This window comes from Massilia pinisoli (assembly GCF_024753285.1).
GTDB lineage: Bacteria > Pseudomonadota > Gammaproteobacteria > Burkholderiales > Burkholderiaceae_D > Telluria > Telluria pinisoli.
This window is the reverse complement of the sequence record NZ_JANUGW010000008.1, coordinates 129,938-156,178: the sequence shown is the minus strand read 5'-3', so window position 1 is coordinate 156,178 and position 26,241 is coordinate 129,938. Positions and strand designations below refer to the sequence as shown.

The 26,241-nt window shown below is 67.3% G+C and carries 28 protein-coding genes; 11 read left to right on the top strand and 17 right to left on the bottom strand.

Translation table 11 applies throughout. The features are described 5' to 3' along the window. Window positions 1–17 precede the first annotated feature (17 nt). Window positions 18–719, bottom strand: a complete 702-nt coding sequence (locus NX784_RS13305; RefSeq protein ID WP_258817146.1) for a YggS family pyridoxal phosphate-dependent enzyme — start codon at window positions 717–719, stop codon at window positions 18–20. Between the two features lie 62 nt (window positions 720–781). Here NX784_RS13305 and NX784_RS13300 point away from each other — a divergent pair, with 62 nt between their 5' ends. Together NX784_RS13300 and NX784_RS13295 are read left to right on the top strand one after the other, a co-directional pair. Then, window positions 782–1,825 (top strand): type IV pilus twitching motility protein PilT, encoded by a 1,044-nt coding sequence (locus NX784_RS13300; protein WP_258817145.1) that lies wholly within the window; start codon window positions 782–784, stop codon window positions 1,823–1,825. A 17-nt stretch (window positions 1,826–1,842) separates the two neighbouring features. Next, complete coding sequence (locus tag NX784_RS13295) at window positions 1,843–2,979, top strand: PilT/PilU family type 4a pilus ATPase (RefSeq protein WP_258817144.1); 1,137 nt, start codon at window positions 1,843–1,845, stop codon at window positions 2,977–2,979. 84 nt (window positions 2,980–3,063) lie between these two features. Here the strand turns inward: NX784_RS13295 and NX784_RS13290 are convergent, their stop codons facing one another. After that, window positions 3,064–3,495, bottom strand: a complete 432-nt coding sequence (locus NX784_RS13290) for a hypothetical protein (protein WP_258817143.1) — start codon at window positions 3,493–3,495, stop codon at window positions 3,064–3,066. A gap of 61 nt (window positions 3,496–3,556) precedes the next feature. On the opposite strand from NX784_RS13290, the gene NX784_RS13285 reads away from it, so the two are divergent. Then, window positions 3,557–4,039, top strand: coding sequence for a glutathione peroxidase (locus NX784_RS13285; RefSeq protein WP_258817142.1), 483 nt, complete (start codon window positions 3,557–3,559; stop codon window positions 4,037–4,039). 16 nt (window positions 4,040–4,055) lie between these two features. On the opposite strand, the gene NX784_RS13280 is transcribed toward NX784_RS13285, so the two are convergent. Next, window positions 4,056–5,054, bottom strand: a complete 999-nt coding sequence (locus NX784_RS13280) for an alpha/beta hydrolase family protein (protein WP_258817141.1) — start codon at window positions 5,052–5,054, stop codon at window positions 4,056–4,058. Between the two features lie 147 nt (window positions 5,055–5,201). Between NX784_RS13280 and NX784_RS13275 the strand changes: the two genes are divergently transcribed. After that, window positions 5,202–5,786, top strand: a complete 585-nt coding sequence (locus NX784_RS13275; RefSeq protein WP_370662934.1) for a sigma-70 family RNA polymerase sigma factor — start codon at window positions 5,202–5,204, stop codon at window positions 5,784–5,786. Continuing rightward, on the top strand, window positions 5,783–6,478 hold the full coding sequence (locus NX784_RS13270; RefSeq protein WP_258817140.1) for an anti-sigma factor: 696 nt from the start codon (window positions 5,783–5,785) through the stop codon (window positions 6,476–6,478). Before NX784_RS13275 ends, NX784_RS13270 begins: the two co-directional genes overlap by 4 nt. A gap of 6 nt (window positions 6,479–6,484) precedes the next feature. On the opposite strand, the gene NX784_RS13265 is transcribed toward NX784_RS13270, so the two are convergent. The 9 genes from NX784_RS13265 to NX784_RS13225 all read right to left on the bottom strand — a co-directional run bounded on the left by NX784_RS13265 (window position 6,485) and on the right by NX784_RS13225 (window position 16,783). Then, complete coding sequence (locus tag NX784_RS13265) at window positions 6,485–7,624, bottom strand: HupE/UreJ family protein (RefSeq protein WP_258817139.1); 1,140 nt, start codon at window positions 7,622–7,624, stop codon at window positions 6,485–6,487. Beyond that, entirely contained in the window at window positions 7,621–8,811 is a 1,191-nt protein-coding gene (locus NX784_RS13260) for a tetratricopeptide repeat protein (protein WP_258817138.1), read from the bottom strand. Before NX784_RS13260 ends, NX784_RS13265 begins: the two co-directional genes overlap by 4 nt. Then, window positions 8,808–9,062 carry a hypothetical protein gene (locus NX784_RS13255; protein ID WP_258817137.1) on the bottom strand — a complete coding sequence of 85 codons (255 nt, stop codon included), beginning with the start codon at window positions 9,060–9,062 and terminating at the stop codon, window positions 8,808–8,810. The genes NX784_RS13260 and NX784_RS13255 overlap by 4 nt, the downstream gene beginning before the upstream one ends. Window positions 9,063–9,081: 19 nt before the next feature. Next, on the bottom strand, window positions 9,082–10,602 hold the full coding sequence (locus tag NX784_RS13250; protein ID WP_258817136.1) for a DUF4331 domain-containing protein: 1,521 nt from the start codon (window positions 10,600–10,602) through the stop codon (window positions 9,082–9,084). A 179-nt stretch (window positions 10,603–10,781) separates the two neighbouring features. After that, a complete protein-coding gene (locus NX784_RS13245) occupies window positions 10,782–11,096 on the bottom strand; it encodes a hypothetical protein (protein WP_258817135.1) in 315 nt (104 codons plus the stop codon). A gap of 158 nt (window positions 11,097–11,254) precedes the next feature. Then, window positions 11,255–12,775 carry a family 43 glycosylhydrolase gene (locus NX784_RS13240; protein ID WP_258817134.1) on the bottom strand — a complete coding sequence of 507 codons (1,521 nt, stop codon included), beginning with the start codon at window positions 12,773–12,775 and terminating at the stop codon, window positions 11,255–11,257. A 217-nt stretch (window positions 12,776–12,992) separates the two neighbouring features. Next, complete coding sequence (gene glcF, locus NX784_RS13235; protein WP_258817133.1) at window positions 12,993–14,243, bottom strand: glycolate oxidase subunit GlcF; 1,251 nt, start codon at window positions 14,241–14,243, stop codon at window positions 12,993–12,995. A gap of 6 nt (window positions 14,244–14,249) precedes the next feature. Then, window positions 14,250–15,299 carry a glycolate oxidase subunit GlcE gene (glcE, locus tag NX784_RS13230; RefSeq protein WP_258817132.1) on the bottom strand — a complete coding sequence of 350 codons (1,050 nt, stop codon included), beginning with the start codon at window positions 15,297–15,299 and terminating at the stop codon, window positions 14,250–14,252. Window positions 15,300–15,301: 2 nt separating this feature from the next. Further along, window positions 15,302–16,783, bottom strand: coding sequence for an FAD-linked oxidase C-terminal domain-containing protein (locus tag NX784_RS13225; protein ID WP_258817131.1), 1,482 nt, complete (start codon window positions 16,781–16,783; stop codon window positions 15,302–15,304). A 74-nt stretch (window positions 16,784–16,857) separates the two neighbouring features. On the opposite strand from NX784_RS13225, the gene NX784_RS13220 reads away from it, so the two are divergent. From NX784_RS13220 to NX784_RS13210, 3 genes are read left to right on the top strand one after another with little or no spacing between them, the layout of a single operon-like run. Next, entirely contained in the window at window positions 16,858–17,412 is a 555-nt protein-coding gene (locus NX784_RS13220; RefSeq protein WP_258817130.1) for a cob(I)yrinic acid a,c-diamide adenosyltransferase, read from the top strand. A gap of 10 nt (window positions 17,413–17,422) precedes the next feature. Further along, entirely contained in the window at window positions 17,423–18,457 is a 1,035-nt protein-coding gene (locus NX784_RS13215; RefSeq protein WP_258817129.1) for a rhomboid family intramembrane serine protease, read from the top strand. Then, window positions 18,454–18,615, top strand: a complete 162-nt coding sequence (locus NX784_RS13210; RefSeq protein ID WP_258817128.1) for a hypothetical protein — start codon at window positions 18,454–18,456, stop codon at window positions 18,613–18,615. Before NX784_RS13215 ends, NX784_RS13210 begins: the two co-directional genes overlap by 4 nt. A 44-nt stretch (window positions 18,616–18,659) precedes the next feature. Here the strand turns inward: NX784_RS13210 and dxs are convergent, their stop codons facing one another. From dxs to NX784_RS13195, 3 genes are read right to left on the bottom strand one after another with little or no spacing between them, the layout of a single operon-like run. Then, on the bottom strand, window positions 18,660–20,528 hold the full coding sequence (dxs, locus tag NX784_RS13205; protein WP_258817127.1) for a 1-deoxy-D-xylulose-5-phosphate synthase: 1,869 nt from the start codon (window positions 20,526–20,528) through the stop codon (window positions 18,660–18,662). After that, window positions 20,529–21,425 (bottom strand): polyprenyl synthetase family protein, encoded by an 897-nt coding sequence (locus NX784_RS13200; RefSeq protein ID WP_258817126.1) that lies wholly within the window; start codon window positions 21,423–21,425, stop codon window positions 20,529–20,531. Beyond that, window positions 21,422–21,712 (bottom strand): exodeoxyribonuclease VII small subunit, encoded by a 291-nt coding sequence (locus NX784_RS13195; RefSeq protein WP_258817125.1) that lies wholly within the window; start codon window positions 21,710–21,712, stop codon window positions 21,422–21,424. The genes NX784_RS13200 and NX784_RS13195 overlap by 4 nt, the downstream gene beginning before the upstream one ends. Before the next feature lie 497 nt (window positions 21,713–22,209). Here NX784_RS13195 and NX784_RS13190 point away from each other — a divergent pair, with 497 nt between their 5' ends. The 3 genes from NX784_RS13190 to NX784_RS13180 are packed head-to-tail and all read left to right on the top strand — an operon-like array spanning window position 22,210 to window position 25,138. Further along, the gene (locus NX784_RS13190) at window positions 22,210–23,325 is read left to right on the top strand and encodes an aromatic ring-hydroxylating oxygenase subunit alpha (protein WP_258817124.1); all 1,116 of its coding nucleotides are present in this window, start codon (window positions 22,210–22,212) and stop codon (window positions 23,323–23,325) included. Between the two features lie 13 nt (window positions 23,326–23,338). Beyond that, entirely contained in the window at window positions 23,339–24,250 is a 912-nt protein-coding gene (locus tag NX784_RS13185; protein ID WP_258817123.1) for a DMT family transporter, read from the top strand. A 9-nt stretch (window positions 24,251–24,259) separates the two neighbouring features. Continuing rightward, the gene (locus tag NX784_RS13180) at window positions 24,260–25,138 is read left to right on the top strand and encodes a sulfurtransferase (protein ID WP_258817122.1); all 879 of its coding nucleotides are present in this window, start codon (window positions 24,260–24,262) and stop codon (window positions 25,136–25,138) included. Between the two features lie 130 nt (window positions 25,139–25,268). Here NX784_RS13180 and NX784_RS13175 read toward each other — a convergent pair whose 3' ends face one another. Both NX784_RS13175 and NX784_RS13170 read right to left on the bottom strand, forming a co-directional pair. Next, the gene (locus NX784_RS13175; protein WP_258817121.1) at window positions 25,269–25,412 is read right to left on the bottom strand and encodes a hypothetical protein; all 144 of its coding nucleotides are present in this window, start codon (window positions 25,410–25,412) and stop codon (window positions 25,269–25,271) included. A gap of 101 nt (window positions 25,413–25,513) precedes the next feature. Then, window positions 25,514–26,215: a ZIP family metal transporter gene (locus NX784_RS13170; protein ID WP_258817241.1), complete on the bottom strand. Its 702-nt coding sequence runs from the start codon at window positions 26,213–26,215 to the stop codon at window positions 25,514–25,516. Window positions 26,216–26,241 lie beyond the last annotated feature (26 nt).

The window sequence follows — 26,241 nt, the reverse complement described above, 5'->3', positions numbered from 1 at the left end:
CGCGCTGCGCACGCTTGTCATTCATAGTGGCGCGCGCCGAAGATGGCACTGCCGACGCGCACGATCGTGGCGCCTTCCAGCACGGCCGCTTGCAGGTCGCCGGACATGCCCATCGACAGCGTGTCGAGGTGGATGCCGGCTTTGGCGAGGTCCTGCGCGAGCGCGCGCAGGCGGGCGAACGGGGCGCGCTGCAGCGCGAGGTCGGCCTGCGGTTCCGGGATCGCCATCAGCCCGCGCAGGCGCAGGTTCGGCAGCTGGACGACGGCCTTCGCCAGGCCCTCCAACTCCTCCGGCTTCGCGCCACTTTTGGTGGCCTCGCCGCTGATGTTCACTTGCAAACAGATGTCGAGCGGGCCCAGTTCCGGCGGCCGCTGTTCGGACAGGCGCTGCGCGATCTTCAAGCGCTCGACCGTGTGCACCCATTGGAAGCTCGCCGCGATGGGCCTTGTCTTGTTGCTCTGGATCGGACCGATGAAATGCCATTCGAGCATCAGGTCCGGTCGCGCTTTTGCCACAGCGGCGATCTTGTCGACGCCTTCCTGCACATAGTTTTCGCCGAACGCGCGCTGGCCCGCATCGATCGCTTCCAGTACGGCTTCCGCAGGAAACGTCTTCGAAACGGCCAGCAACCGGACCGTGGAACGAGGCCGTTTCGCGGCCTCGCAAGCGGCCTCGATTGTCGCTTCGACAGCTTGCAAGTTGGCGGCGATTGTGGACATAATGGTTTTCTACAGGAAATATTTTTCGGTTACACGGTGCTGCAAAAGCCCAAGGATTATAAATGGACATCTCGGAACTCCTGGCGTTCTCCGTTAAGAACAAAGCATCGGACTTGCACCTGTCGTCCGGCCTGCCGCCGATGATCCGCGTGCATGGCGACGTACGTCGCATCAACCTGCCGCCGCTGGAGCACAAGGACGTGCACGGCATGATCTATGACATCATGAACGACGGCCAGCGCAAGCAGTACGAAGAGATGCTGGAGTGCGACTTCTCGTTCGCGATCCCCGGCCTCGCGCGCTTCCGCGTCAACGCGTACAACCAGGAACGGGGCGCCGCCGCCGTGATGCGGACGATCCCGTCGAAGATCCTGTCGCTGGAAGAGCTGAACGCGCCGAAGATCTTCGCCGACCTGGCGATGAAGCCGCGCGGTCTCGTGCTCGTGACGGGGCCGACCGGCTCCGGCAAGTCGACCACCCTGGCCGCGATGATCAACCACCTGAACGAAAACGAGTACGGCCACATCCTCACGATCGAAGACCCGATCGAGTTCGTGCATGAATCGAAGAAGTGCCTGATCAACCAGCGCGAAGTGGGCCCGCACACGCTGTCGTTCAACAACGCGTTGCGCTCGGCGCTGCGTGAAGACCCGGACGCGATCCTCGTCGGCGAGCTGCGCGACCTGGAGACGATCCGCCTCGCGCTGTCCGCCGCCGAGACGGGCCACCTGGTGTTCGGCACCTTGCATACGTCGTCGGCCGCGAAGACCATCGACCGTATCGTCGACGTGTTCCCGGCCGAGGAAAAAGAGATGGTGCGCGCGATGCTGTCGGAATCGCTGCAGGCCGTGATCTCGCAGACCCTGTTGAAGACGAAGGACGGCGGCGGCCGCGTGGCCGCGCACGAAATCATGATCGGCACGCCCGCGATCCGCAACCTGATCCGCGAAGCGAAGATCGCGCAGATGTATTCCGCGATCCAGACGGGCTCCAACGTCGGCATGCAGACCTTGGACCAGAACCTGACGGACCTCGTGCGCCGCAACGTGATCTCGTCCTCGGCCGCGCGCTTCGCCGCCAAGATCCCCGAGAACTTCCCCGGCTAACCTGAAAGACGACGACGATGGAACGCGACCAGGCCTCCAAATTCATGTTCGACCTGCTGCGCCTGATGGTCAGCAAGGGCGGCTCCGACCTGTTCATCACCACCGGCTTCCCGCCCGCGATGAAGATCGACGGCCGCATGACGCCCGTATCGAACCAGGCGCTGTCGGCGTCGCACACGGCCGACCTGGCGCGCGCCATCATGAACGACAAGCAGGCCGCCGGCTTCGAGCTGACGAAGGAGGCCAACTTCGCCATCAGCCCGGGCGACCTGGGTCGCTTCCGCGTCTCCGCGTTCATGCAGATGGGCGCCGTGGGCATGGTGCTGCGCGTGATCACGACGACGATCCCGAAGTTCGAGGACCTCGACCTGCCGGGCGTGCTGAAGGACGTGATCATGACCAAGCGCGGTCTCGTGATCATGGTCGGCGCCACGGGCTCCGGCAAGTCGACGACGCTCGCGACGATGGTCGGCTACCGCAACGAGAACAGCCACGGCCACATCATCACGATCGAGGACCCCGTCGAATTCGTCCACCCGCACAAGAACTGCGTGATCACGCAGCGCGAAGTCGGCGTCGACACGGACAGCTTCGAGGCCGCGCTGAAGAACTCACTGCGCCAGGCGCCGGACGTGATCCAGATCGGAGAAATTCGCGACCGGGAGACAATGGAACACGCGATCGCGTTCGCCGAGACGGGCCACCTGTGCCTGGCCACCCTGCACGCGAACAGCTCGAACCAGGCGCTTGACCGCATCATCAACTTCTTCCCGGAAGAGCGCCGCCAGCAGCTGCTGATGGACTTGTCGCTGAACCTGAAAGGCCTGATCTCGCAGCGCCTGATTCCGAAGAAGGAAGCGAAGGGCCGCGTCGTCGCGATGGAGATCCTGCTGAACTCCCCGCTGATCTCGGACTTGATCTTCAAGGGCGAAGTCCACGAGATCAAGGAGATCATGAAGAAGTCGCGCGAACTGGGCATGCAGACGTTCGACCAGGCGCTGTTCGACCTGTACGAAGCCGACAAGATCACCTACGAGGACGCGCTGCGCAACGCCGACTCCGTGAACGACCTGCGCCTGAACATCAAGCTGCACAGCAAGCACGCAAAGAACCGCGATTTCTCGGCGGGGACGGAAGCGCTCGGTCTCGTCTAAGTGCCGCGTAGGGTGGACGGGTGCCCCGTCCACGCGTTCAGTACCGCATGAACATCCACATGAGTGTCCATGTAAGCCATAACATCAAAGCACGTCCCACCGCTGCACGAGCCCCAGCAAGTGCACGAGCCCGTACCCGAAACAGATCAGCGAACTCCACACGACGAACGGCGTGACCCTGCCGCCCTTCGCAAGAACGAGCGGCGCGAACGCCACCCCGCGCACGAGGTAGACGGCCGTGATCGCGACGAGCGCGGCCTTCGACAGCGGCAGCGGGCCGATGACGCCAGCCCCCGCCAGCGCATACGCCGACCACGTGAACAGCACTGCCGCGATCCCCAGCGTGATGACGTCCGGGTAGCGCCGTCCCTGCTCCGCCGCCCGCGCGAGGCGCTCACCGGCGCCGAAGAAGCGATACCACGCGGGGCCGCCCGCGATGATGCCCAGGTGAAGCAGCGCCGCGCTGGCGCTGAGCAGCGCGCCCGCGGCGAGCGGCATGTTCACGACAGTCTGCATCCGGTCCTCCTTTGCCTTACACTGGTGCCTTCGAATTCACCCAAGCATACAGGAGCCCACGATGAACGTGTTCGACTTCCAGGCCACTTCGCTCGACGGCAAGCCGGTCGACCTGGCCCAGTACCGGGGCAAGGTCCTCCTCGTCGTCAACACCGCCAGCAAATGCGGCTTCACGCCGCAATACGAGGGCCTCGAGACGTTGTACCGCGAGCTGCACGGTCGCGGCCTCGAAGTGCTGGGCTTCCCCTGCAACCAGTTCGGCAGCCAGGAACCGGGCAGCGAAACGGAGATCGGCGCGTTCTGCGAAAAGAACTACGGCGTCTCGTTCCCGATGTTCGCCAAGGTCGACGTCAACGGCGACGCCGCGCATCCGTTGTGGCAGCACCTGAAGGGCGAAGCGCCGGGCGTGCTGGGCACCGAGGGCATCAAGTGGAACTTCACCAAATTCCTCGTCGGCCGCGACGGCACCGTGCTGCACCGCTACGCGCCGCAGACCAAGCCCCAGGACATCGCGAACGACATCGAAAAAGCGCTGCAGCAGTAAGCGCCCGCGCGACGCGTCAGCGCCGCGCGAACCAAGCCATGATGGCGTCGTAGTCCTTCTGCACGTCGGCGAACGAACCGCCTTCCGCCACCAGCCCATGGTTTGCGCGCGCCACGCGCCGGAACGTCACGTCGCGCCCGAGCGCGCGCAGGCGCGCGTACGCGACCTCGGTCGACACGATCGGCACGCTGGTGTCGCGCATGCCGCTTGCGAGCCACACCCGCGCTTTCGACTGCACGAGGTCTTCGCCCGGCGCATGCGCGAAGAACGTGCTCCAGCGCAGGTACGTATGGCCCCACGCGAACTTGTCCGTGCTGCGCGGATCGGCGTTGATGGCGTCCACGGTCGCGTCGATGTCGGCGAGGCGCGCCTGGATCTCTTCATCGCTGCCGCCGGCATGGTACGCATTGGCGGCGAAGTCGAACAGCTGGCTCGTGCCGGTGCCGCCGATCATGGCGACATGCGTCACCGCGGGTTCCGCGCGGGCCAGGCCGGCCGCCATCACGGCGCCTTCCGACACGCCGAACACCAGCACGCGGCTGCCGTCGACCCAGGGCAACGCGAGCGCATGGCGCAGCGCGGCGCGCAGCGTGTCCAGCCAGCTGTCGTAGGAAAACGCGGTGTTGAACGCGGCCGGACATCCGGTCGCCACGCCGGGCGGCGCCTGCGGCGGCGCGTCCGGCTGGCCGGGCTTGTCGACGACCATCACGGCATAGTCGCCCTGCTGCGCCAACGGGATGAGGTTGAAGACGGTCGAATACCGATTCGGCGTGCCCAGACCGACGAATGGCGGGATGCAGCCCGAGCCCTGCACGAACAGCACGAGCGGCGCCTTGTGCGCGGGCCGCGAGACGACGTAGCGGACGTCCGGCGCGCCGGCGCGCTGCAGCGTGTAGCGGGCGCCGCCCGCCTTCCCGAAGTCCATCGGTTCTTCCCGCACGGTGGGCGCGGCCATGGCGCCGGTGGCGAGGATCAAACCGCAAACGAATGCGGCGAAACGGGTGCGTCGGATCATGCGGGGCCCTCGAAGCGAACGAATCCGCGATCATCCCACGAACGGGCACGCGACAGGCTATCGAAAACTCACGGCCCCGCCGCGGGCAGGAGCCGGTTACAATCAATTTCAGCAATTTTAACCGCCGGACAACCTGCCAGGACCGCCGTGACCAAGGACCTCGACAATACCGATACGCTGCGTCGCCTCGTCGCCGCCGTGGCCCTCGGCGACCGCGCGGCGTTCCGCCGCCTGTACGATGCGACGTCGGCGAAACTGTTTGGCTTCGCGCTGCGTATATTAAGGAAGGACGAGCTCGCAGAGGATGCGCTGCAGGACGCTTTCGTGTCGATCTGGCACGCGGCCGCCGGCTATCAGCCCCATCTCGCGGCGCCGCTGACGTGGATGACGACCATCGTGCGCAACAAGGCGCTGGACATCCTGCGGCGCCAGGATGATGCGGTCGAACTCGATGCGCAGCAGTTCGATGCGGACATGCTGCTGGCCATGCAGGACCCGGCCGCAGGGCCTTCGGACCGCGTGCAGATGACGGACGAGGCGCGCGCGCTGGCGCATTGCATGGAGGCGCTGGAACGCAGGCAGCGCCAGGCGATCGGCATGGCCTATTTCCACGACCTGTCGCACAGCGAGGTGGCGACCCAGCTCAGCCTGCCGATCGGCACCGTCAAGACGTGGATCCGCCGTGGCCTGGACAAATTGAAAACCTGCCTGTCGAAACGGGAAGCAGCATGAACATCCAAGACAACCCGGCGTTGCGCGAGAAGCTGGCAGCCGAATACGTGCTCGGCACGTTGCGCGGTGGCGCGCGGCGCCGCTTCGAACGCCGGCTCGCCACCGACGCCGCGCTGCGCAACGCCGTCGCAGGCTGGCAGGCGCGCATCGTGCCGATGGCCGAGTGGAGCCCGGTGACGCCGCCAGCGCGCGCGTGGGACGGCATCGAGCGCCGGCTCGGGTTCGCCCGCGCGGTGCCGGCGTGGCAGTTCTGGCGGATCGACGGCGCCCGGCTCTGGGGCAGCCTCGCGGTGGGCGGGGGCGTGGCCGCGGTGGTCCTTGCCGTCGTGCTGGCCGGCCGCGTGCAGGAGCCGCAGCTGCAGCAAGTGGCCACGCTGGTCGACGACAAGGCGCAGACCGCGCTGGTGGTCGCGGCCGACGCGCGCCGCGCGCGCATCGACGTGCGCGTGGCCGACACCGTGAAGGTGCCGGACGACCGCACGCTGCAACTGTGGGCCATCACGGCGGCCGGCAAGACGCGCTCGCTGGGCATCCTCCCCGACAACCGCCACGCCAGCCTGCGCCTGGACCAGCGCGCCGTCGGGCCGGACGTGGTGCTGCTGGCGATCAGCCTGGAACCGAAAGGCGGCTCGCCCGATCCGAACGCACCGACGGGACCGGTGCTGTACAAGGGCGCTTGGGTGAAGCTGTGAGGTGGCCTACACGGGGAGCAGCTTCAAGTCGAACAGGCGCTCCCCCAGCCACAGCGCGGCCACCAGCATGATCGCGCCCGACCCGCCCACCAGCACGACGCGCCGGTAGAACCACGTGCTGCGCAGCAGGTAGGCCAGCGGCAGGAACGCGGCGACGATCGCCAGCTGGCCGATCTCGACGCCGAGGTTGAAGCCCACCAGCGACGCCGCCAGTGCCCCCGGCTGCAGGCCGAGGTCGGCCAGCACGCTGGCGAAGCCGAAGCCGTGCACGAGGCCGAACAGGAACGCGGCGGCCCAGCGCCGCCCGCGCGCGACGGGCAGCACGTTGTTCAGTGCCGCCAGCAGCACCGACAGCGCGATCGCCGACTCGACCCAGCGCGACGGCGGCGCGACGACGCCCAGCGCCGCCAGGCTCAGCGTGATCGAGTGCGCGACGGTGAACGCCGTCACGATTTTCAATACGTCGGCCAGCGCCGCGCGCAGACCGGCCACGGCGCGCCAGCCGCGCCCGTCGCGTACCAGCACGGCCGGCAGCAGCAGCGACACGAGGAACAGGATGTGGTCGTAGCCGATCCAGATGTGCAGGATGCCGTGGCGGACATAGGCCAGGAAACCGCTGGCAGCGCCGCTCGCCCCCTCGTCGACCGTGGCGCGCGGATGGTCGCTGCCGAGCACCAGCGTGCGCACGCTGTCCCCGTCGCGCACGCTGGCGAGACCCTTGTGCTGCGGGTCGACGTCGGCGAACAGGCGGTACTCGACGGCGAGCGGTCCCGCGCGCGGACAGTGCGCGACGAACGCCAGCACGGTATAGGTGCCGTCCGTGTGCGTGTCGACCAGCTGCCGGCCCGGCGCGAGTGCGCACGCGGCGCCGCCGCGCTCGAGATGCAGGCGCGCGAGCGCATACGCGGCGATCGCGCCGTGCCGGGTGCGCACTTCATCCCACGTCAACCGGCCATCGTTGTCGGCATCGAGGCCGATGGCGTAGTCGAGGTCGCGCAGCGCGATGTCCCACTCGCCGCGCACGTCGGCACTGCCCTGCGCCAGCGTCAGGCGCAGGTACGCATCGCTCGGCTTGTGCGCCAACGCGGGCAGCGACCACGTCGCGCCGGCCAGGAACAGGCCGATCAGGATCCACAGGCGGTTCATCCTTTGCCTCCATCGAGGTTGAATTGCGCGGCGAGTCGCGCGAGCCGGACGTCTTCCACGCGCGCGCCGCGCATCCAGTCGAGGACGGGGCGCGCCGCTGCGGCGTCATGCGCGGCAAGCGCCGCTTCCAGCAGGATGCGGGCATCGGGCGTCTCCTTCTGCACGTCCCAATTGCGGCGTGCGATCGCGAGCGCGCGGCGGGCGTCGCCGCGCAGCGCGAGCTCGAAGCGGGCCTGCTCGCGCAGGTGGACGCCGTCGCCGCGCCGCTCGCCCGCGTCGAAGCGGGCCGCCAGCTCCGCCAGTTCGGGCACCAGGGCGCGCGCGCGGCCGCCCGCGCGCAGCGCGAGCGCGTGGCGCAGCAGCAGGCCGTCCACGCGGGCATGCGGCGCCAGCAGCGCGGCCGCCTCGTCGTGGCGGCCCTGATCGAGCAGGAAGTCGGCATAGGCACCCAGCAGATAGGTGTCGCGCGGGGCGAGGCGCAGCGCGGCGCGGAAGCGCGTGTCGGCGATGGCCGCGGCGGCGCGCCGCTGCGCCATCTCGGCCAGCATCGTCAGCACCCAGGTGTCGACGGCCGGGTCGTCCGCGCCGCCTGCGCGCGCGTGTACGGCCGCGAGCAGGCGTTCGCTCGCGGCCAGGCGGCCGTTCAGCGCGCCCACGTTGGCGATGCACGCCGTCGTGACCAGTTCGTCGGCGAGGCTGGACAGGCGCGCGCAACTGCGTGTGGCCGCGGCGTAGTCGGCGCGCACGGTTTCGACGGTGGCGCGGGTCAGCCAGGCTTGTCCGTCGTCGGGCTGCTGCGCCGTCAGCGCGGCGAGGTCGGCCAGTGCTTCGGGAAAGCGGTGTTCGCTCTGCAGCAAGGTCGCACGCAGCAGGCGTACTTGCGGTGGCGGTGCCGCTTGACTCCACCACGGCCCCAGGGCCGCCTGCGCATAGCCGTAGTAACGCGGGTCGGCTTCGCGCCGACCGGCTTCGATGTAGCGCCGCGCGACCTCCACCGCGCGCGGCAAGTCGCGCGGGGCTTCCTGCAGGCGTGCCCGCAGCGCGCGCAGCTCGCGCTGCTGCGGATCGGCGCGCCACGGCAGCTCCTCGAGCACCTCGGCGCCGGTAACCGGCAGACGCGGGGCGGCGCTGACCCCGACGGCGGCGGCCAGCAGCGCCGCCACCAGGATGGCGACGCCGGGCTTCATGGCAGCGCCCGCGGCTCGGCGTTTTCCGGCATGGTCGCCGCGGTGTCGTCCACGGCCGCCGGTTCGGCATCGTCCGGCGCGCTCGCGACGAGGCCCGCGACCTGGATCGTGAACGGGTCCGCCGCCGTCGTGCCGCCGCCCGGCGTGGGCGGTGGCGGCGTCATGGCGACGTCGTCGGCGCGGCGATCGCCGCCGCCGCACGCGGCCAGCAACGCACCGAGCAGTAGCATAAATGGCAAGAGCTTCCTCATGATCGTCTCCTTCGCGGGCTCATTGTTGCGGCGAACCCGGAATCGGGGTCTTCAGGTACGGGAAGCCGTTCGTGAAGAAACTGTCGTCGAGGTAGGCGCCATCGGTGAAGTGCAGGCCGCCGGCCGGCGCGTCGGACGGCGCGCAACCCAGGTTCAGCGTGCACAGCTTGCCCATCACGACGCGCAGCGCGATGTCGACCACGTCGTCGCCGGGACGGCGTCCGTTCGGGAAGCCGGCGTTGTCGCCGTCGATCACGCCCAGGCGCTTCTGCGCACCCATCGCCACCGGGGCGATCGACGTGTTCAGGCGCAGCATCTCGGACGGCGTCACCTTGGCCGGCTGGTTCAGGCCCTTCACGCCGGTGAGGAAGGCGGTGACGAGGTCGTTGCGCGGGAAGTTGGTCGGCGCCTTCGCACCGGCGTTCCCGTACAGGATTTCGATCAGCGCAGGCAAGGTCGGATTCGTCACGTAGTCGGCGAACTGGGCATCGTTCATCGGCTTGCTGGCATTGAAGCGGTCCTTGTCCTTCAGGCCGATCACGACTTCGTTCACGAGCGGCATGCCCAGGCGCGACACCTGGGTCCACGCGCCGCCATGTTTCGATGCGCCGGTCCCGGCGCCGCTGGCCGGCACAGGATTCAGCAGGCGCGCCTGGCGCATGCTGGCCGTGGTCCAGCCGCCGATCACGGGATCGCCGCCGGCGATGAGGCAGGAGGCTGCCACTTCGAGCTCGATGCTGGTCACGTTCTTGTCGGCGAGGTCGTCCCGCGCGGCCTTCTCGGCGTTGGCCGCGAACTCGGTGGCCGGCGCCTTGATGTTGATGAGGTCGAACGTCTCGCCCAGGTTCACGACGAACGGATCCTTGCGCTGGCCGACGAACATGCGCGCGGGCGTCGAACAGCCGGGGATGTTGACCGAGTAGACGTGCTTGGCCGCGTACGCCGCGTAGTTCGGGATCGATTTGTTGCCGATGTTGTCCAGCGGTTTGTCGAACGTGGTGCCGCCGCTGGTCGCGTTGGTCACGGCGCTGCGCTGGCCGCCGCGGCGGTCGCCGCGGACCACGTTGACGGTATAGGTCTCGCGCACGTTGGCCCCGGCCGCGTTCGGGCCGTCGATGGCGCCGCCGTTGATGACGAGCGGGATCGATACCTTCTTGCCGCCGACGCTCAGCTGGGCGTCCTTGTTCGCGTTCTGGAACCGGAACTGGAAGGTGATGTCTTCCTTCGCGTCGCCGTTATTGTCGACGTGGATCTCGTACAGCGCGTCCGGGTCCATGCTGAAGTAGTTCGGGCCGCCATACGCATCCTGCAGCGGCACGTAGTCCGCGATCAGCGTCACGAAGCCCTCGCGGCCCGGCTCGTAGCTGCGGAACATGTAGAAGTCCGTGGCGTCGACTTTCGGCTGCCTCGTGATGAACGGCGCCTCCCGGTGGCTGGACGCCTGCACGGGCACCTGGACCGCGGCGGCGGCACACAGGGCCGCCACCAGCGCGCGCAGTGCGACGCCGACGGCGGTGTTGGATGTGTTCTGTTGCAACATGATTCCCCCTCTTTGCTTGGTCAAGGTTGACGATTGGGCACGAATGCCTTCCTTGTACGCAGGACAGAAGCGGGTGGATTCAGGTTTTTTGAAAAATAATTCGGCGACTTTTCCGTCTCGGCAACATGCCAGGCGGAGAGGCGGTTTGTGGACGTCCGAGGCGCGGTCGGGACGCGGGCTCAACGGGTCTCGACCCGCGCCGACGCGTGAATCGTGCAGCCACGATGCACGTTCTCGAGGAAGCGCAGCGCCTCCTCCAGCCGGCACGATACGGGCAGCAGGCGGCCCAGCGCTTCGTCGTCGGCGATGCGGTCGACGCCATACGCGATCGCGCGCGAAATGTCGCGCGCCTCGCGGCCGTCGCTGTTGTACAGGGCATCGTACACGCCGACCTCTTCCCACAACGGCACGTAGCCGGGGCTGATGCTGTCCTGGAACGCGACGGACGGCGCCGCGTCCTCGTCCTGGGATATCAGCCGAAACACGAAACTCACGCGCAACTCCATCGAACCTTGAAACGAGGCGCCGATGCTATCACGGACCGCCCGCAAGCGCCCGGTCGACGAGCCCGATCCGGTGCGTCACCGGCGCCGCCGTGCCCGGCTGCAGGCGCGCGATGCCGGGACGCAGCATGCGCGCCCGCCCTACCGCCTCACTTGACGAAGGGCCAGCCGTCCGACGTGAAGCCGAGCGTGTTGATACCCAGCGTGGCGCGGCCGCCGTTGTTCCCGTCGTAGTAGTGGTACACGTAGGTCGGCGCGTTGTTGTTTCCGGTGTCGGTGAACACGCTGCCGCCGCCCGGGCCGATGATGTTCCCGTGGGTGCTGAGCAGGATGGTGCCGCCGCCGGCCGTCAGCGCGACGCCGCCGCGGTCCACGTAAGGCCCGGTCACGCTGGTGGAACGGCCGACGATCGTGCGGTAGGTGCTCGCGGTGCCGTTGCAGCAGGCGTTGATCGGCGCGAAGTAATAGTAGTAGCCGTTGTAATAGTAGATGAACGGCCCTTCTTCGCCCGCCGACGGATTGCCCCGTTGCGCCAGCGTGGTCACGGTGGTGTTCGTTTTCGATTGCAGGCCCGTGCTCGGGTCCAGTTGCATCAGGTGGGTGCCGTCGGTCCACGAACCCCAGGCCATCCACCAGTTGCCGCTGGCGTCCTTGAACGGCGCAGGGTCGATGGCGTTGTCGCTCGTCGCCCAGAAGCCGGACGCCGGCTGCGTGGACGTGCTGGTCCACGACCTGGTGACGAAACCCTTGTCGGTCCACGGACCTGCCGGCGACGTGCTGGTGGCCACACCGATCACGGCTTCCGCGCCGGTGCTGGGCAAGTAGGGAATCGAATAGTACTGGTAATACGTGCCGTTCGAGACCAGCATGCTGGGCGCCCAGATGTCGGTGTTGGCGCCATTGTTCCAGCCCTTCGGCGTCTGCAAGCCGCCCCACGAGCTGAAGTCCGGGCCGATCGACGGACAGTTCGGCGCATAGCCGCCCATCTGCGCGCTGGTGCAGCTGGTGTACATCGTGAAGTTGGTGCCGTCGGTCGACGTGGCCACCGTCTGGTGCGAACCGTACAACCAGTATTTGCCGCTGGTGTCGCGCAGCATGAACGGGTCATGGACGTAGATGCCGTTGCCGGCGACGGCGCGCGGCGCCGGATAGGGGCTGACCTGCGTGTTCACCAGCTGCCACTCCTGGCAGGTGCAGTTGGTCAGGCCCCACTGGTCGATGGTGGCCGCGGTGGACGTACTCGCCATGTACACGTCCAGGTACTTGCCGCTTTTGACGTTCTGGATCAGGAAGTTGCCGTCCGCCGCCTGGGTGACGGTCCACAGGTGATCGGACGTGCCGTTGTCGGACCATTGCACGACTTGCGCGCCGTCCGCGGTGGACGCGTTGGCCACGCCCAGCACCTGGTGCGTCAGCATGTTCTCGATGTTGTACTGCCCGTTCCCCATCGGCATGAAGTGCCACAGGTGGTCGGTCGTGCCGTTGTCGGTCCACTGGACCACTTTCGAACCGGCGGCCTGGCTGGCGCCGTCGATGCCCAGCACCAGGCCGCTGTTGACGTTCTTGATCTTGTACTGGACGCTCGTGTTGATGGTGATGGCGGCATGCGCTGATAAAGCCGTGCTGGCCATGCCGGCCAACATGACGAGATACGAAAATAGACGTTTCATGGATACTCCGCTGAAGGTCAGTCGAGTGCCGAAGCTGTCGGGAATGTCAGCGGAGGAAGTCGGATCCGCGCGCGTGCGCACCCGGCTTTGCAAGGCTTTCCATAGGATCTCCGTTGTCGTTGTAATCGTCCCCACACTGCCGGCGGGTGTTTACTACGATTGCAGTCTACTCAGCGGCAACGGAAGGTACCAATCGTATTTATGATGCGCGTAATACTCAATTCGATATCGGATGCCGGTCGGCTTCCAGCGCCCGGTCCACGAGCTCGATCCAGTGCGACACCGGCGTCGCCGTCCCCGACTGCAGGTGCGTGATGCACCCCACGTTGGCCGACACGTATTCGCGCGCGCCCGTCGCCTCCAGGTTGGCCAGCTTGCGGTCGCGCAGCGCGTGCGCGATGTCCGGGTGCAGCACCGCATACGTCCCGGCCGAGCCGCAGCACAGGTGACTCTCCGCGCACAGCACGACGTCGACGCCGGCCGCGCGCAGCACGCCCTCGACCTTGCCGCGGATCTGCTGGCCGTGCTGCAAGGTGCATGGCGGGTGGAACGCGACGCGCTCGTGGACGCGGCCGGCCAGCAGGCGCGCGATGTCGCCCTCGAAATCGCACATCACTTCCGACAGGTCCTTCGTCAGCGCGGAAACGCGCGCGGCCTTCTCCGCGTACGCCGCGTCGTGCGCGAGCAGGTGCCCATACTCCTTCACAGTCACTCCGCAACCGGACGCCGTCATCACGATGGACTCGACCTGTCCGCTCTCGACGTACGGCCACCAGGCGTCGACGTTGCGCCGCATGTCGTCCCGTCCTCCGTCCTGGTCGTTCATGTGGAAGCGCACGGCGCCGCAACAGCCGGCGCGCGGCGCGGACAGCAGCTGGATACCCAGCGCGTCGAGCACGCGTGCCGCGGCCGCGTTGACGTTCGGCGCCAGCGCCGGCTGCACGCAGCCTTCCAGCACGAGCATCTTGCGCGCGTGTTCGCGCGCGGGCCGGCGGCCGGGCGCGCGCACGGGCTGCAACTTGTCCTGCAAAGCCGGCGACAACAGCGGCCGCGCCATGCGCCCCGCCTTGAACGCCGCGCCGAAGACGCTCGTGCGCGGCAGGAATTCCTTCAAAGTCGTGCGCTTGATGCGGTCCGCGAGCGGGCGCGGCACGCGCTGCTCGACCACGTTGCGGCCGATGTCGACGAGGCGCCCGTACTTCACGCCGGACGGGCACGTCGTCTCGCAGTTGCGGCACGTGAGGCAGCGGTCGAGGTGCAGCTGCGTCTTGCGCGTGGGCGTCTCGCCTTCCAGTACCTGCTTGATCAGGTAGATGCGGCCGCGCGGGCCATCCAGCTCGTCGCCCAGCAACTGGTACGTGGGGCACGTCGCCGTGCAGAAGCCGCAGTGCACGCAGGCGCGCAGGATCGCGTCTGCCTCGTCACCTTCCGGCGTGCCCTTGATGAAATCGGCGAGGTTCGTTTGCATGATCGATCAGACCATCCGGCCGGGGTTGAAGATGCCGGCCGGGTCGAAGCCGGCCTTCAAACGCTCGTGGATACGGGCGATGGGCGGCGCCAGCGGCTGGAACACGCCGCTGCTCTTGTCGCCGCCGCGGAACAACGTGGCGTGGCCGCCGGCCGCGCGCACGGTCGCGCGGATGCGGTCCGCCGTCGCCGCGTCGCCAGGCGCGCGCAGCCAGCGCTGCGCCCCGCCCCACTCGATCAGCTGCGGGCTCCCGAGCACGATGGCGCCGACGGTCGACGGCACGGACAGGCGCCACAGCGGCATGTCCCCGTCAAAAAATGCGTGACGCTGTTCGCGCACGCTCGCCCAGAAGCCCGCGCAATCGGGCATCACGTCGCCGCCGAGCGACCGGATCGCCGCATCGACAGCGGCATTCGCACCCGACAGCCGCACCATCAGCACGCCGTCGTGCCAGCAGCTGGCGGAGATGGGCAACGGCCGTCCAGCCCACTCGTTCAGGCGGCGGATCGCATCGATCTCGGCCACGCCGTCGAACACGAGCGTCGCCTCGCGCGGTGCGCGCGGCAGCACTTTCACGGACACGTCCAGCAGCAGCCCCAAGGTGCCGAGCGAGCCGGCCAGCAGGCGGGAGACATCGTAGCCGGCCACGTTCTTCATCACCTGGCCGCCGAACGACAGCACGTCGCCCTTGCCGTCCAGGAGCCTGCAGCCGAGGACGAAGTCGCGCACCGCACCGCTGCTGGCGCGGCGCGGTCCGGACAGGCCCGCCGCGATGGCGCCGCCCAGCGTGGCCCCGGCGCCGAAATGGGGCGGTTCGAACGCGAGCATCTGCCCGCGCTCCGCGAGCGCCGTTTCGATGTCGGCCAGCGGCGTGCCGCAACGCGCCGTGATCACGAGTTCCGTCGGCTCGTAGTCGACGATACCCGTGTACGCGCGCGTGTCGAGGACGTCGCCTTCGAGCCGCTGGCCGTACCAGTCCTTCGTGCCTCCGCCACGGATGCGCAGTGGGCTGCCACTGCGCACACGGTCCTTGAAAGCGTCGATGATGTGCTGCATGGTCAAAAGCGCGGCAGGTGAGCAAACGGCAGCGCGCCGCCGGTCACGCGCATGCGGCCCAGTTCCGCGCAGCGCTGGAGTGTCGGGATGGCCTTGTTCGGGTTCAGCAGCATGGCAGGATCGAACGCGCGCTTCACGGCGAAGAACGCGTCGAGTTCCTTGGCGCCGAACTGCACGCACATGGAATCGATCTTCTCCACACCGACGCCGTGTTCTCCGGTGATCGTGCCGCCCACTTCCACGCACAGCGCGAGGATGGCGGCGCCGAACGCTTCCGCGCGATCCAGTTCGCCCGGCTGGTTCGCGTCGAACAGGATCAGCGGGTGCATATTGCCGTCGCCCGCATGAAAGACGTTCGCGCAGCGCAGGCCATACGTCGTTTCCATCTCCTCGATGCGCGCCAGCACGTGCGCGAGCTGCTTGCGCGGGATCGTGCCGTCCATGCAGTAGTAGTCGGGCGAGATGCGGCCCGCGGCCGGGAACGCGTTCTTGCGGCCGGACCAGAAGCGCAGGCGCTCGGCTTCGCTCTGCGACACCGTGATCGCGCTGGCGCCCGCGTCGCGCAGTACGTCCGTCATGCGTGCGATTTCCTCGGCCACTTCGAGCGCCGTTCCGTCGGCCTCGCACAACAGGATGGCGGCGGCGTCGAGGTCGTAGCCCGCCTTCACGAACGGCTCGACCATGCGCGACGACGTGCGATCCATCATCTCGAGGCCGGCCGGGATGATGCCCGCCGCGATGACGCTCGCGACGGCATTGCCGCCCGTCGCCACGTCGTCGAACGATGCCATGATCACTTGCGCCTGCGCCGGCTTCGGCACGAGTTTGACCGTGACTTCCGTGACGATGCCCAGCATGCCTTCCGAGCCGATGAACACGGCCAGCAGATCGAGGCCGGGGGAGTCGAGCGCTTCGCCACCGAGTTCGATGACGTCGCCCTCGATCGTGCAGACGCGCACGCGCAGCACATTGTGCACCGTGAGGCCGTACTTCAGGCAGTGCACGCCGCCCGAGTTCTCGGCCACGTTGCCGCCGATCGTGCAGGCGATCTGCGACGACGGATCGGGCGCGTAGTACAGGTCGAACGGCGCCGCCGCTTCCGAGATCGCGAGGTTGCGGACGCCCGGCTGCACGACGGCCGTGCGCGCATACGGTTCCACGCGCAGGATGCGGTTGAGGCGCGCCGTCGAGATCACGACGCCGTCCGCCAGCGGCTGCGCGCCGCCCGACAGGCCGGTGCCGGCACCGCGCGGCACGATGGGCACGTTCAGCTCGCGGCAGACTTTCAGGATGGCGAGCACCTGCGCCTCGTCGTCGGGCAACGTGACGACCATCGGCAGTTGACGGTACGCGGCGAGGCCGTCGCATTCGTAAGGCCGCGTGTCTTCCGGGTCGGCCAGCACGCAGCGCGCCGGCAGCACGGCACGGAGGGCGGCAGCGACGGCGCGGCGGCGATCGGGGTCGACTGGAATCGAGGGAATCATGGAACGATTGTAAGCACAATCCTTGGGATTTGGCGTATGCTCCGCCTATCTTTTTTTGTGGGCAGGACACCAGCATGGGCAATCGACTTTCGAAGATCGCGACCCGCACGGGCGACGACGGCAGCACCGGCCTGGGCGACGGCAGCCGCACGGGTAAAGACAGCGTACGCATCGCCGCTTTGGGCGACGTGGACGAATTGAACTCCTTCGTCGGCCTGCTGCTGTGCGAAGACTTGCCGGGCGACCTGCGCGAGGAACTCGTCACCATCCAGCACGACCTGTTCGACCTGGGCGGCGAGCTGTGCATCCCCGGCTACCAGCTGATCAAGACGGAGCAGGTGGCGCGCCTCGACGAGTTGCTCGAGAAGTACAACGCCGACCTCCCGGTCCTGAAGGAATTCATCCTGCCGGCCGGCTCGCGCGCCGCATCGCTCGCGCACGTGTGCCGCACCGTGTGCCGCCGCGCCGAACGCGCCATCGTCACGCTGTCGAAGCTGGAGACCATTAACGCGGAACCCCGTCAGTACGTGAACCGCCTGTCCGACCTGATGTTCGTGCTGGCGCGCGTGCTGAACCGCCACGCGGGCGGCACGGACGTGCTGTGGCAGCACGAGCGCAAGCGTACCTGACGGGGGGCGGATGACGACGACCTTCGACGTCCGCTTCCACGCCGGCCGCGCCAACTGGCCGGCGAATCCGTTCCACTTCCGCGGCAAGGGCCAGGTCGTCGTCGAGCAGGACTTCGTGCTCGTGCGCGGCAACAGCCATCGCTCGTTCCGTCTTCCCGCGCACGCGGAGCACCGGCTGCGCGTGGTCGACATCGTCAACGCCCACGCGGAAGGCGACGATGTGTACTTCCGCGTGCAGGGTGTGCACGAGGATCTCGTCATCGGCTTTTCCATGGCGGACGCCGCGACGGCTTCCCGCCTCGTCGCCCTGCTGCCCGCGCGCCAGACCGATGACTTCCGTGTCGCGCACGCGGAGCATCACGACTTTCACGACCGGATCGATTACTGGAGTCCGTCGACGCCCGTGATCTGGGGACTGCTCACCCTGAACATCGGCATCTACTTCCGCATGTGGCTCATGCGCCGCAGCCAGCCTGGCGAAGCGATGGGGTCGCTGCTGGGCTGGGGCTGGAATTCCAGGTACGACGAGATCCTGCGCAACTACCAGCTCATCGACTGGGGCGCGAACGCGGGCGAGAGGACGCTGCACGGGGAATGGTGGCGCCTCGTCTCGTCGCTGTTCCTGCACGGGAGCCTGCTGCACCTGGCATTCAACATGCTCGCGCTGTGGCAGGTCGGCGTACTGGTCGAGCGCCTGTTCGGCAGCGCGCGCTTCATCGCGCTCTACACGATCGCCGGCGTGTGCGGCAGCATCGCCAGCGTGATGTGGAATCCGCACGTGAACAGCGTGGGCGCGTCCGGCGCGATCTTCGGCCTCATTGGCGGCCTGTTCGCCTTCATGCGGCGCGAGAACAGCGGTGTGCCGCCCACCGTCGTGCGCGACTTGCGCGGTTCGCTGCTGCCGTTCCTGGTCTTCAGTCTCGTGGCGGGTTTCGCCTACCCGCACACCGACAACGCGGCGCACATCGGCGGCCTCGTGGGCGGATGGCTGGCCGGCCACCTGCTCGCGCGTTCGCTGCACGTACCGGCGGAGAATCCGACATGAACGACGACTTCATCGGCATCTACGACGCCGCCCTCACGCCCGCGCAATGCGCGCACACGTACAAGGGAGACGTCGCGGCCAGCGGCGACAAGTACGTGGCCACGTCGTGGATCCTGTACCGCCGCGCGGAGGAGCTGTTCGCACCACCGACAACATGAAAAACGGGCGGTGAATCCGCCCGTTGTTTCATTCGCGCTTATGCTCAGGTGTTGTTGACGACGAGCCGCGGCTCGCCGAGGCCGAAGCGTTCGCGAATCGACGCGCCGATGCCGTGCGCATCCAGCCCGACGGACGCCAGCAACGCGGCCGGGTCGCCGTGGTCGATGAAGCGGTCCGGCAAGCCCAGGATCAGCAGCGGCTTGACGATGCCGGCCTCCGCCAGCGCTTCCGCGACGGCCGAACCGGCGCCGCCCATCGTGCAGCCCTCTTCCACCGTCACGAGATAGTCGTGGTCGCGCGCCAGCTGTTTCACCAGCTCGACGTCGAGCGGCTTCACGAAGCGCATGTCGGCGACGGTCGCGTTGAGGTCGTCCGCGGCACCCAGGCTCGGCGCCACCATCGAGCCGAACGCGAGGATCGCGACGCCTTTGCCTTCGCGCCGCACGACGCCCTTGCCGATATCGAGGACGTCCAGCGCCGGGTCGATGGCCGCGCCCACGCCCGCGCCGCGCGGGTAGCGCACGGCGGCCGGACCTTCGAAGCGGTACGCGGTCGTCAGCATCTTGCGGCACTCGTTCTCGTCCGACGGCGCCATCACGACCATGTTCGGGATGCAGCGCAGGTAGGCGATGTCGTAGTTGCCCGCGTGCGTGGCGCCGTCCGCGCCGACGAGGCCAGCGCGGTCCAGCGCGAACGTCACGTCGAGGTTTTGCAGCGCCACGTCGTGGATCAGCTGGTCGTACGCGCGCTGCAGGAACGTCGAGTAGATCGCGACGACGGGCTTCATGCCTTCCGTCGCCAGGCCGCCCGCGAACGTCACCGAATGCTGCTCGGCGATGCCCACGTCGAAGTAGCGGTCCGGGTGTTCCTGGTTGAAGCGCACCATGCCGGAGCCTTCGCGCATCGCCGGCGTGATGCCGACGAGGCGTTTATCCACGTGCGCCATGTCGCACAGCCAGTTGCCGAACACCTCGGTGTACGTGATCTTCGTGGCCTTCGCGGGCTTGATGCCTTCGCTCGGATTGAACTTGCCCGTGCCGTGGTACAGGATCGGCTCGGCCTCGGCCAGCTTGTAGCCCTGGCCCTTCTTCGTCACGACGTGCAGGAATTGCGGGCCCTTGAGCTTCTTGATGTTTTCCAGCGTCGGGATCAGCGAGTCGAGGTCGTGGCCGTCGATGGGGCCGATGTAATTGAAGCCGAATTCCTCGAACATCGTCGCGGGGACGACCATCCCCTTCGCGTGCTCTTCCAGCTTCTTCGCCAGTTCCAGCATGGGCGCGGGCAGCACGGTCTTGCCGACGTTCTTCGCGGCCGCGTAGAACTGGCCCGACATCAGGCGCGCCAGGTAGCGGTTCAGCGCGCCGACGGGCGGCGAGATCGACATGTCGTTGTCGTTCAGGACGACGAGCAGGTCGACGTCGTCCTCGACACCCGCATTGTTCAGCGCCTCGAACGCCATGCCCGCGGTCATCGAGCCGTCGCCGATCACGGCGATGGCCTTGCGCTTTTCGCCCTTGATTTTCGCGGCCGTTGCCATGCCGAGGGCTGCCGAGATCGACGTCGACGAGTGCGCCGTGCCGAACGTGTCGTACTCGCTCTCGTCGCGCTTCGGGAAGCCGGACAGGCCGTTCAGCTGGCGCAGCGTTGGCATGCGGTCGCGCCGGCCCGTGAGGATCTTGTGCGAATAGGTCTGGTGGCCGACGTCCCACACGATGCGGTCTTCCGGCGTGTTGAATACGTAGTGCAGCGCGATCGTCAGCTCGACGGTGCCGAGGTTGGACGACAGGTGGCCGCCCGTCTTGGAAACGGAATCGAGCAGGAACTGGCGCAGTTCGTGCGCCAGCGGCGTGAGCTGGGTGCGCGGCAGCTTGCGCAGGTCGGCCGGGACGTTGATGGTATCTAGCAGTTTCATTTATGCCTTCCGCTGCACGATCAGGTCCGCGATCTCGCGCAGCCGCAGTGCTTGTTCTCCGAATGGCGCGAGCGCGTCGTGCGCCTGCTGCCGCAATTGTTCGGCCAGCGCCTGCGACGGCGCCAGCCCCAGAATCGACACATAGGTCGGCTTGTTGTCGGCCGCGTCCTTGCCGGCCGTCTTGCCAAGCGTCGCCGAGTCGGCGGTCGCGTCGAGCACGTCGTCGACGACCTGGAACGCGAGGCCGATGGCGCGCGAATACTCGGCCAGCGCTTCGCGCTCGTGCGACGCGAGGTCGCGGCCGGCCAGTGCGCCCAGCAGCACCGAGACGCGCAGCATGGCGCCCGTCTTGAGCTGGTGCATGCGCTCCAGCTGTTCCAGCGTGAGGCTCAGGCCGACGCTGTCGAGGTCGATCGCCTGGCCGCCGCACATGCCGGCGGAACCCGCGGCTTCGGCCAGCAGGCGCAGCATCGCGACCGTGCGCGCGGCGGGCACCGTCGACGTCCCGGCCAGCACGTCGAACGCTTGCGCCTGCAGCGCGTCGCCGACGAGCAGCGCCGTCGCCTCATCGTACGCGACGTGCACGGTGGGCTTGCCGCGGCGGAGAGCGTCGTCGTCCATGCACGGCATGTCGTCGTGCACGAGGGAATACACGTGGATCATCTCGACGGCGCTGGCGGCGCGAGCGAGGGCGTCCGCGTCCGCGCCGAACAGGGCGCCGGCCGCATGCACGAGCAGCGGACGCACGCGCTTGCCGCCGCCCAGCGCCGTGTAGCGCATCGCTTCGTGCAGCTTCGTCGGCACCTGGCTGGCCGGCGGCAGGAAGCGGTCGAGGTCGGCTTCGGCGGCGGCCTGGACGTCCTTCACCCAGGCCTGGAAATCGGGCGTGGCGCTCATACGTCGTCCTCGCCGTCGGTGCTGAACGGTTTCAGCATCTCGCCTTCCAGCACCTTCACCTGCGACTCGACTTTTTCCAGCTGGGCCGCGCAATAGCGCACGAGCTCGGAACCGCGCGCATACGCGGCGACCGATGCTTCCAGGGGCAATTGCCCACTTTCCATTTGCGTCACGAGTTGGGCCAGTTCGGCCATCGCCTGCTCGAAGGATTCCGGCGGCTGGGCCGCGGCCGGCGCTCCGGCGGAGGCCGGTGGTGCGGCGCTCTCCGCGTTTGTTTTATTTGGCATAATGAGTTTGTTCGATTCGGGGCCGGGCGACACCGCACGCAACCTGTGCGCGGCGCGTCAGTCTAATCGCTTATTCTAAACAATCCTGTTTCGACATGAACGGTGCACCTGTCGCCGCCAACTTGCAAGCAAGGATACATTTTATCGCAAAGCGCCTCGGGATTCATGAAAACGATGCCTTTTAGGCAATTTTTGAACACCCATGTACCACAACCCCGTGCGGGTCCGGGACTGGATGGCCTTTTACAGGCTATAATCTCCGGTTCTGTCTCCGAAATACCGTATTCCGCTCTTTAAAGGAGCGAGAACGCCAAATAAGCGGCAGCACTGTTGGTCGGGATGCGACGCCCTCGAGCGCAGCCGTACGCGATACGGCAAGCACGGGCGTTGGCCGGACCACGATGCGGCTCGCCCTGGATTCTCGATGCTCCCCTAAAAATACTGGTTCTCGGATTCTTTCTCTTCTTTGGCTGAAATCTGTGTAAAGGGGGGTTGGGATGTCCGATCTGGCTACCCACGCCAAGCTGGCGCGTTCGCTCGCCCAGCTTCCGGTAAATGTCTACTTCGACGACGCGCTGCTGCGGCGTGAATTGCAGCAATTGTTTCTCAAGGGGCCCCGCTACGTCGGCCACGAGTTGATGGTGCCCGAGGCGGGCGATTTCGCGACCCTGAAATCGGAGAACGAGGGTCGCATGCTGGTGCGTAACGCACAGGGCATCGAATTGCTGTCGAACGTGTGCCGCCACCGCCAGGCGCTGATGTTCAACGGCCGCGGCAACGCCAAGAACATCGTCTGCCCGTTGCACCGCTGGACCTACGACCTGAAGGGCGAGCTGATCGGCGCACCGCATTTCGCCGACACGCCCTGCCTGAACCTGTCCAGGACGCCGCTGCAGAACTGGAACGGCCTGCTGTTCGAGCAGAACGGCTACAACGTGATGGACAAGCTGAAGCACATGTCCGTCACGAAGGACCTGGACTTTTCGGGCTATATGTTCGACCACGTCGAGGTGCACGACTGCGACTACAACTGGAAGACCTTCATCGAGGTCTACCTGGAGGATTACCACGTCGAACCGTTCCACCCCGGCCTCGGCAACTTCGTCAGTTGCGACGACCTGCGCTGGGAATTCGGCCCGGACTACAGCGTGCAGACGGTCGGCGTGCACCGCGGCCTGCAGAAGTCCGGCTCGGCGACGTACAAGGCGTGGCAGGAGCAAGTCCTGAAGTTCAACAACGGCCAGGCACCGAAATACGGCGCGATCTGGCTCACGCTGTACCCGAACATCATGGTCGAGTGGTATCCGAACGTCCTCGTCGTGTCCACCCTGTGGCCGCTGGGCCCGCAGAAGACGCGCAACGTCGTCGAGTTCTACTACCCGGAAGAATTCGTCCTGTTCGAGCGCGGCTTCGTCGACGCGGAACGCGCCGCGTACATGGAGACGTGCGTCGAGGACGACGAGATCGCCCTGCGCATGGATGCCGGCCGCAAGGCGCTGATGGAACGCGGCGTCACGGAGGCGGGCCCGTACCAGTCGCCGATGGAAGACGGCATGCAGCACTTCCACGAGTGGTATCGCAGCAAGATCGACAATATTCCTCCGGGGATGTGATGGCTGGTCGCTGATGGCTCCACTCTGGATGTTGTGCGCCAGCTTCCTGTTCGCCGCCATGGGCGCGTGCGTGAAGCTGGCTTCCTCGCTCTACTCGACGTCGGAAATCGTGATGTACCGGGGGTTCATCGGCAGCCTGATGCTGCTGCCGATGATCCGCCTGCAGGGCGGTTCGTTCAAGACCGCGTTCCCGAAAGAGCACCTGTGGCGCAGCGTCGTCGGCGTCGTCTCGCTGTGGTTGTGGTTCTACGCCATCGCGAAGCTGCCGCTGGCGACGGCCGTCACCCTCAACTACATGGCGCCGATCTGGCTCGCCACGTACATGTTCTTCATCGGCTGGTGGCGCGGGCGCGGCTTGCCCGAATGGCCACTGGCGCTCGCCATCGCCATGAGCTTCGTCGGCGTCACGCTCGTGCTGCGGCCGGCCGTCGAGACGCACGAGTGGGTCGGCGGCTTCGTCGCCATCGCCTCGTCCGTGATCGCCGCGATGGCCTACATGCAGGTGCGCCGCCTGGGCCAGATGGGCGAGCCGGAATACCGCGTCGTCTTCTATTTTTCCGTCACGATGGGCTTCGCCGGCCTCGTCGGTTCGCTGCTGGGCAACGGCATGAGCACGTTCCGTCCGCAATCGTGGCACGGCATGGCGCTGCTGCTGGGGATCGCCGCCAGCGGCCTGCTCGCGCAGATCGCAATGACGCGCGCCTACCGCATCGGCAAGGTGCTCGTCGTCGCCAACCTGCAGTACATGGGCATCATCTTTTCCAGCTTGTGGGGCATGATCCTGTGGGGCGACGTGTTCGACTGGCACGTCTGGCTGGGCATGGGCGTGATCCTCGCCTCCGGAATCGCCGCGACGTTCTACAATACGACCCGCACGGCGCGCGGCGCCGTCGTCAAGGAAACCGACCCCATCGTCAGCGAATAAAGGAGCGCCATGTCCAGCTACACGACCCTCATCGAACCCGCCGCCCTGGCAGCGCACGTCAACGACATGCGCGTCCGCGACCCGAAGTGGGTCGTCGTCGACTGCCGCCACGACCTGATGAACCTCGCCGCCGGCCGCGACGCCTATGCGGCCGGCCACATCCCGGGCGCCGTGTTCGCCGACATGGAGACGGAGCTGTCGGGCGCCAAGCGCGACGCGGCCGGCGCCTTCCGCGGCCGCCATCCGCTGCCGGAGAAGGACGCATTCATCGAGCTGCTGCGGCGCTGGGGCGTGGACGACGACACGCAGGTCGTCGCCTACGACGCGCACGGCGGCATGTACGCCGCGCGCCTGTGGTGGATGCTGCGCTGGGTGGGCCATGGTGCCGTCGCCGTGCTGGATGGCGGCTTGCCCGCGTGGCAGGCGGCGGGCCAGCCCGTCGTCACGGACGTGCCGGCCCCGCCCGCGCGCGGGGGCGTGTCCGCCCGCCCCGCCCTCGTGACGACGGTCGACGTGAACGCGATCCTGCACAACGTGGAACACGGCGGCAAGACGATCGTCGACGCGCGCGCGCCGGACCGCTTCCGCGGCGAGAACGAGACGATCGACCCCGTCGGCGGCCACATCCCGGGCGCGAGGAACCGCTTCTTCAAGGACAACCTGCAGCCGGACGGCCGCTTCAAGGCGCCCGAGCAGCTGAAGGCGGAACTGGGCGTGGCCGTGGGCGACGCGAAGGACGCCATCATGCAGTGCGGCTCCGGCGTGACGGCGTGCCACAACCTGCTGGCGCTGGAAGTGGCGGGCATGCCGGGCGCGGCGCTGTATCCGGGGTCGTGGAGCGAGTGGACGGCGGATCCGAAGCGGGCTGTCGCCACCGGCAACGGCTGAGACCTCGATGACCTAAACCAGTAGGGTGGGCATTTGAGGCCGGGGGCCTCAAATGAAATGTGCCCACCAAACGCATGCTGGTCCGCGAACGTCAGGTGGGCACGGGGTGCCCATCCTACCAGGATGAAACTCAGTGACTGAAGTCGTAAGGCGCAGGCAGGAAGTCGGCCAGGGTGAACAGCACGACCATGACCACCAGGGCCATGATCACGTAGGCACAACGCGACGGCTTGTCGCGCAGCGCCACAACCAGTTGATTCACCAGGCTTGCCATGCTTGCCTCCGTTCAGGTTACGGTTCAGCATAGGACGCCTCGAATCGCCCTGTCAACTGGACAGCGCAACCATGGGGCCGCCAGGCCGCGATCCGTATCTTTTAGTGGCCGTGCGTCAGGACGAGGACGATCACGACACCGAGGCCGATCAACAATACCTGCGGGATCGATTCGCGCACGGTGGCGCGGCGCTGCATCTGCGGCATCAGGTCGCTGACGGCGATGTAGATGAAGCCCGACGAGGCGAACACGAGCACGTACGGGATCATGTCGCTGGCGCGGTCCAGCGTGGCATAACCGAGCACGCCGCCCAGCACGGCCAGCAGGCTGCACAGCAAGTTGAACACGTAGGCGCGCACGCGCGAGAAGCCGGCGTTCAGCAGCACGATGAAGTCGCCGATCTCCTGCGGGATCTCGTGGGCGATGATCGCGACGCCCGTCACGATGCCCAGCTGCGGATTGGCGAGGAAGGCCGCCGCGATCAGGATGCCGTCCGTGAAGTTGTGCATGCCGTCGCCGATCAGGATCATCCAGCCCGCGCGGCCCGCCTGGCGCGCGTCGTGACCGTGGGCGTGGTGGTGCCCATCACCCTCGTGGTGATGCGAATGGCGCAGCAGCGCCACTTTCTCCAGCAGGAAGAACGCGAGCAGGCCGCCCAGCAGGGTGGCGAACAGCGCGTGCGTGTCGGCCTTCGATTCGAACGCTTCCGGCAAGGCATGCAGCAGCGACGTCGACAGCATGATGCCGACGGACAGGCTCACCATGCGTTCGACGACTTTCGCCAGCAAGGTGAACGAAAACACCGCGGCGGCCGTGATGCTGACCACGC

Bases quoted from the DNA above. Each gene is read 5' to 3' on its own strand.
- NX784_RS13305 (WP_258817146.1), bottom strand. From the start codon at position 719: ATGTCCACAATCGCCGCCAACTTGCAAGCTGTCGAAGCGACAATCGAG.
- NX784_RS13300 (WP_258817145.1), top strand. From the start codon at position 782: ATGGACATCTCGGAACTCCTGGCGTTCTCCGTTAAGAACAAAGCATCG.
- NX784_RS13295 (WP_258817144.1), top strand. From the start codon at position 1,843: ATGGAACGCGACCAGGCCTCCAAATTCATGTTCGACCTGCTGCGCCTG.
- NX784_RS13290 (WP_258817143.1), bottom strand. From the start codon at position 3,495: ATGCAGACTGTCGTGAACATGCCGCTCGCCGCGGGCGCGCTGCTCAGC.
- NX784_RS13285 (WP_258817142.1), top strand. From the start codon at position 3,557: ATGAACGTGTTCGACTTCCAGGCCACTTCGCTCGACGGCAAGCCGGTC.
- NX784_RS13280 (WP_258817141.1), bottom strand. From the start codon at position 5,054: ATGATCCGACGCACCCGTTTCGCCGCATTCGTTTGCGGTTTGATCCTC.
- NX784_RS13270 (WP_258817140.1), top strand. From the start codon at position 5,783: ATGAACATCCAAGACAACCCGGCGTTGCGCGAGAAGCTGGCAGCCGAA.
- NX784_RS13265 (WP_258817139.1), bottom strand. From the start codon at position 7,624: ATGAACCGCCTGTGGATCCTGATCGGCCTGTTCCTGGCCGGCGCGACG.
- NX784_RS13260 (WP_258817138.1), bottom strand. From the start codon at position 8,811: ATGAAGCCCGGCGTCGCCATCCTGGTGGCGGCGCTGCTGGCCGCCGCC.
- NX784_RS13255 (WP_258817137.1), bottom strand. From the start codon at position 9,062: ATGAGGAAGCTCTTGCCATTTATGCTACTGCTCGGTGCGTTGCTGGCC.
- NX784_RS13250 (WP_258817136.1), bottom strand. From the start codon at position 10,602: ATGTTGCAACAGAACACATCCAACACCGCCGTCGGCGTCGCACTGCGC.
- NX784_RS13240 (WP_258817134.1), bottom strand. From the start codon at position 12,775: ATGAAACGTCTATTTTCGTATCTCGTCATGTTGGCCGGCATGGCCAGC.
- glcF (WP_258817133.1), bottom strand. From the start codon at position 14,243: ATGCAAACGAACCTCGCCGATTTCATCAAGGGCACGCCGGAAGGTGAC.
- glcE (WP_258817132.1), bottom strand. From the start codon at position 15,299: ATGCAGCACATCATCGACGCTTTCAAGGACCGTGTGCGCAGTGGCAGC.
- NX784_RS13225 (WP_258817131.1), bottom strand. From the start codon at position 16,783: ATGATTCCCTCGATTCCAGTCGACCCCGATCGCCGCCGCGCCGTCGCT.
- NX784_RS13220 (WP_258817130.1), top strand. From the start codon at position 16,858: ATGGGCAATCGACTTTCGAAGATCGCGACCCGCACGGGCGACGACGGC.
- NX784_RS13215 (WP_258817129.1), top strand. From the start codon at position 17,423: ATGACGACGACCTTCGACGTCCGCTTCCACGCCGGCCGCGCCAACTGG.
- NX784_RS13210 (WP_258817128.1), top strand. From the start codon at position 18,454: ATGAACGACGACTTCATCGGCATCTACGACGCCGCCCTCACGCCCGCG.
- dxs (WP_258817127.1), bottom strand. From the start codon at position 20,528: ATGAAACTGCTAGATACCATCAACGTCCCGGCCGACCTGCGCAAGCTG.
- NX784_RS13200 (WP_258817126.1), bottom strand. From the start codon at position 21,425: ATGAGCGCCACGCCCGATTTCCAGGCCTGGGTGAAGGACGTCCAGGCC.
- NX784_RS13195 (WP_258817125.1), bottom strand. From the start codon at position 21,712: ATGCCAAATAAAACAAACGCGGAGAGCGCCGCACCACCGGCCTCCGCC.
- NX784_RS13190 (WP_258817124.1), top strand. From the start codon at position 22,210: ATGTCCGATCTGGCTACCCACGCCAAGCTGGCGCGTTCGCTCGCCCAG.
- NX784_RS13185 (WP_258817123.1), top strand. From the start codon at position 23,339: ATGGCTCCACTCTGGATGTTGTGCGCCAGCTTCCTGTTCGCCGCCATG.
- NX784_RS13180 (WP_258817122.1), top strand. From the start codon at position 24,260: ATGTCCAGCTACACGACCCTCATCGAACCCGCCGCCCTGGCAGCGCAC.
- NX784_RS13175 (WP_258817121.1), bottom strand. From the start codon at position 25,412: ATGGCAAGCCTGGTGAATCAACTGGTTGTGGCGCTGCGCGACAAGCCG.